The sequence below is a fragment of the Streptomyces sp. NPDC127197 genome, assembly GCF_042672405.1.
GTDB classification, from domain to species: Bacteria; Actinomycetota; Actinomycetes; order Streptomycetales; family Streptomycetaceae; genus Streptomyces; species Streptomyces flavusporus.
On the sequence record NZ_JBHXVG010000110.1, the window covers coordinates 1 to 3,902 of the forward strand.

Below are 3,902 nucleotides of genomic sequence, written 5' to 3' on the forward strand. Positions count from 1 at the left end.
AGTTGGTCTTCTCCGGCCAGCGGCTCCGGTACGACCCCGGGGACCGGTGGCGGGACGGGGGACCGCGGTGGATGGCACAGGCTCGGCCCGCCGAGTGACGCCGTCTGCAGGTAGTGGTCGTACATAGGCCAACCGACGGAATCCGCTGACCTGCTAAAACGTGGCCTCCGGGGCGTGGGCGTCCCGTGAACGAGTGCGGAGCTTCCCGGTGAACCGCGGTACGCCGGTGTCGTCGGTATGGGTGGTCACGGCCGGTTCCCAGATTGGGAACCGGCTGGTGGTGAAGACTTCGAGCGTGGTGAGGAAGACCTCGAAGGCTGCCGCGAGACCCCGTCAGCAGCGCCCGCCGATCCGTCTGGGGGAGGTCAAGACCGGTCGGATCGTGAACCGGCTGCGCGAGTTGCACGAGTTGGGCGGGGATCCGGCGTACGAGCGGTTCCCGGCTTCGGAGGAGCTCTACCTCGTGCTGGACCACGCGCAGACGTGGGCTGGCAAGTTGAAGCAGCCGAAGGACAGCCCGGTCAACGTGGTCGGCGAGGCGGCGGTGTTGCGCGAGGCGGGGGGGTGCCTCTATGTCCTTCGTCAAGCGAGGCGGGGGGTTCTGGGTTCGTAGAAGGTGCCGTCGCGGAGCATCGCGAACAGCACGTTGATCCGTTGTCGGGCCAGACGGAGCAGGGCCTGGGTGTGGGTCTTTCCTCTGGCCCGGCATTTGTCGTAGTAGGTGCGGGAGGCGGGGTCGTGCAGGGCGGCGAACGCGGAGAGGAACATCGCGCGTTTGAGCTGGCGGTTGCCGCCCCTGGGCGCGTGTTCGCCGTGGATCGAGGTCCCCGACGACTTGGTCGTAGGGGCGAGGCCGGCGTAGGAGGCCAGGTGGGCGGCGGTGGGGAAGCTGGTGCCGTCGCCGACGGTGACCAGCAGTGTGGCGGCGGTCCTGACGCCGACGCCGGGCAGCGACGTCAGGACCTTGGAAAGAGGGTGGTCCTCCAGCAGGGTCTCGATCTGGGCTTCCAGTGCGCGTCGCTGTTCGTGGACGGCGCCGAGCGAGCGGGCCAGCGACGGGATGACGATGTCGAGGGTGGCGGTGCCGGGAACAACGACGGTCTGCTCGTCGAGGGCGTCGAAGACGTCGTCGATCAGCCGCGCTGCCATGCGCGGGGCCTTGGGCCGGATGACCTCGACGAGCTTGCGGCGGCCGGCCTTTCGCAGGGCGCCGGGGGATCCGTAGCGTTCCAGCAGCCAGGTGACGGCCTGGTGGTCGAGCCGGGGGCCAAGGACGCGCTCCAGCGAGGGGTGGAACTGGGTGAGCAGGCCGCGGATCCGGTTGCTGGTGCGGGTGGCCTCGGCCGCCAGGTCCTGGTCGAAGCCGACCAGCACGGTCAGTTCGGCGGTGATCTCGTCGGTCGGCTGAAGCGAGCGCAGGGTGTGCGGCATCGTCCGGGCCGCGTCCGCGATCACGGCCGCGTCGCGGGCGTCGGTTTTCGCCTCGCCCGGATACAGGTCGGCGATCCGCCGCATCGCGAGTCCGGGCAGGTAGGCGACCTGGCAGCCGGTGTCCCGGGCGACCGTGAGCGGCAGGGCTCCGATGGAGGCGGGCTGGTCCACGATGACCAGCACGGTGCCGAACTTGGCCTTCAGCTTGGTGAAAACGTCGCGCAGCTTGGGTTCGGTGTTGGGCAGCTGCTTGTCGAAGACCTTCTTGCCGGCCGGGGTGAGCCCGTGCCCGTGATGGTTCGTCTTGCCGACGTCCAGGCCCAGGAAGACGCCTATCTCGTCGCTGTCGTACAAGCCGTCCTCCCGAACGGGTTCGTGCGTGCTGGCCGGGGCGTTGGCGTCGTGCGCGCATCCACGTTATGCAGACCTGCCGCCCGCAATTGGCCGGGCGTTGCGTCAGGCCGGGCGGTAGTCGGACCTCTCATCAGCGTCTCCAACGGCGCCTCTCGGGCCCGGTGGCACCACCCCCCAGGTCATCCGTTCGACAGGGGGGACCAGCCATGCCGGGCCCGGAGACCAGCGGCCCTCTTGCAGGACCGCGAAGAACATAACGGGGGGTAACTGGCGTGCCCGCGGCGGCAGGTGAGCATATAAACTCTTTCCGTGAAGCCAGCGGAGTGGGCGCGGGGGGGGGGAGGGGGGCCCGGGGGCACCGCGGTTTGGGGGGGGGGAGGGCAAGATCGCGGGCGGGGTGGGTGTGGCGGGGGGGCGGGCCCCGCCCCCCCCCCCCCCCTCCGCTGTAGGAGCGGGTGCAGCGAATGCTCGCGGACGAGTTCGGTGACGCTGACATCGCCAGCCTGCTCGGCCGGCTGCGTTCCCTTCGAGAAAGCAGCGATCGCCTGTCCCACCCCTGATTCGCCGGTCCACGGGCTCGCCGCCCAAAGCGGCATAAGCCTGCGCCGGCCACCGTGCACATCCCACTCTTCACACGAAAGCGAGCACGATTAATGTTCAAACGAGTAGCGACGATCGCGGGCACCTGCGCCGCCGTCGCGCTGGCCAGCACCGTGGCGGCCGCCCCCGCGAGCGCGGCGGTCATCGTCAGCGTGTGCACCGACGCTTATGCCGGCTACGTCGACTGTGCCGGCAAGGGATGGTTCGACGAGAACGGCGACCACTTCTACCTCCGCGACAACAAGGCAGATTCCGCCGGCGTGGTAATGAGGGTCTATGTCGACGGGACCTACTACGACGAATTCAGGAACTCCGATGGTGCCGGTGACACCAACCACTGGAACCGGGACATCGCGGAAGGCAAAGAGATAACGCTCTTCGTCTGCGTATCCGACAACGGTGAAGACCAATATGATACGTGTGACAGTGCGACCGGCAGCCCCACGTGACATGACCGCCGCCGACGGCGTCATCGTAGTGGTGCGCCGCCGGCCAACCGACGGAATCCGCTGACCTGCTAAAACGTGGCCTCCGGGGCGTGGGCGTCCCGTGAACGAGTGCGGAGCTTCCCGGTGAACCGCGGTACGCCGGTGTCGTCGGTATGGGTGGTCACGGCCGGTTCCCAGATTGGGAACCGGCTGGTGGCGAAGACTACCTCGTGCTGGACCACGCGCAGACGTGGGCTGGCAAGTTGAAGCAGCCGAAGGACAGCCCGGTCAACGTGGTCGGCGAGGCGGCGGTGTTGCGCGAGGCGTTGTGGCAGTACCTGCGCGAGACGGCCGACGCCGGACAACTGAAGGCGATCGAGGACGGTCAGGCCGCCGGCGTGCCCTGGGGCCCACTTCACCGAAGCACTGTGCGTGACCTCCAAACAGGGCGCCTACCAGAAGGCGCGGCGGCTGAAGGCCGAGCAGGTTCGCGAGCCCGGCGGGCGCCGAACACCCGAGGTCCTCGTGAACACCAGGAGCGCGCAGTGGCCGAAGAGCGGGCCGAGCGGGCCCTGCTGCTTGTGCAGGAGCGACGCTTCCCCGTCGCCCAGCAGATCGGCCGGCTTCTCCTGGAGCTCCGCGACAGCATCGTCCTGGATAGCTGGGCGGCGTACTGGCTCGGCGAGATCGCCGTGACCATCGACGACCGCGACGACCCGGCCAAGCGTGCACGGTTCACCGGGTGGGTGGAGAGCTTCGTCCGGGCCGTCCACGGACATGCTCGACAGCGCAATCAGCCCTCCACCACAACCGAGGAGGCCCGCCAGGCTCTGGCTCTGGCCACTGAGTTCACTTTCCAGGAGCGTCCCAAGATCCCCGAGCAGGTCCCGCGTTCCCAGCCTGGGAACCCGGCACGACGCGAGCGCCGACGAACGCGCGGCGGCCGGACAGCCCGCTGACCCTCTCCGCCCATTCCGTCACCTCGGGAGCCGCATTTCGTCGGTTCGTGTGTCCTGAACGCAAGGAGGAGTTCTATGTAGGAAGAGCGCCTTATTGCGGTGCTGCGTGGAAGATGAAGGATCTGGCCCT

The 3,902-nt window shown here is 68.5% G+C and carries 4 protein-coding genes; 3 read left to right on the plus strand and 1 reads right to left on the minus strand.

Features of this window, described 5'->3' with window-relative positions:
• The first annotated feature begins 208 nt into the window (after nucleotides 1-208).
• Complete coding sequence (locus ACFVJQ_RS45575) at nucleotides 209-613, plus strand: hypothetical protein (protein WP_385791857.1); 405 nt, start codon at nucleotides 209-211, stop codon at nucleotides 611-613.
• Here the strand turns inward: ACFVJQ_RS45575 and ACFVJQ_RS45580 are convergent.
• The gene (locus tag ACFVJQ_RS45580) at nucleotides 583-1,785 is read right to left on the minus strand and encodes an IS110 family transposase (protein ID WP_385791859.1); all 1,203 of its coding nucleotides are present in this window, start codon (nucleotides 1,783-1,785) and stop codon (nucleotides 583-585) included. The two genes, ACFVJQ_RS45575 and ACFVJQ_RS45580, sit on opposite strands and share 31 nt — an antisense overlap.
• 653 nt (nucleotides 1,786-2,438) lie before the next feature.
• Between ACFVJQ_RS45580 and ACFVJQ_RS45585 the strand changes: the two genes are divergently transcribed.
• A complete protein-coding gene (locus ACFVJQ_RS45585) occupies nucleotides 2,439-2,834 on the plus strand; it encodes a hypothetical protein (protein ID WP_385791861.1) in 396 nt (131 codons plus the stop codon).
• A gap of 524 nt (nucleotides 2,835-3,358) precedes the next feature.
• On the plus strand, nucleotides 3,359-3,772 hold the full coding sequence (locus ACFVJQ_RS45590; protein ID WP_385791863.1) for a hypothetical protein: 414 nt from the start codon (nucleotides 3,359-3,361) through the stop codon (nucleotides 3,770-3,772).
• Nucleotides 3,773-3,902: the final 130 nt, after the last annotated feature.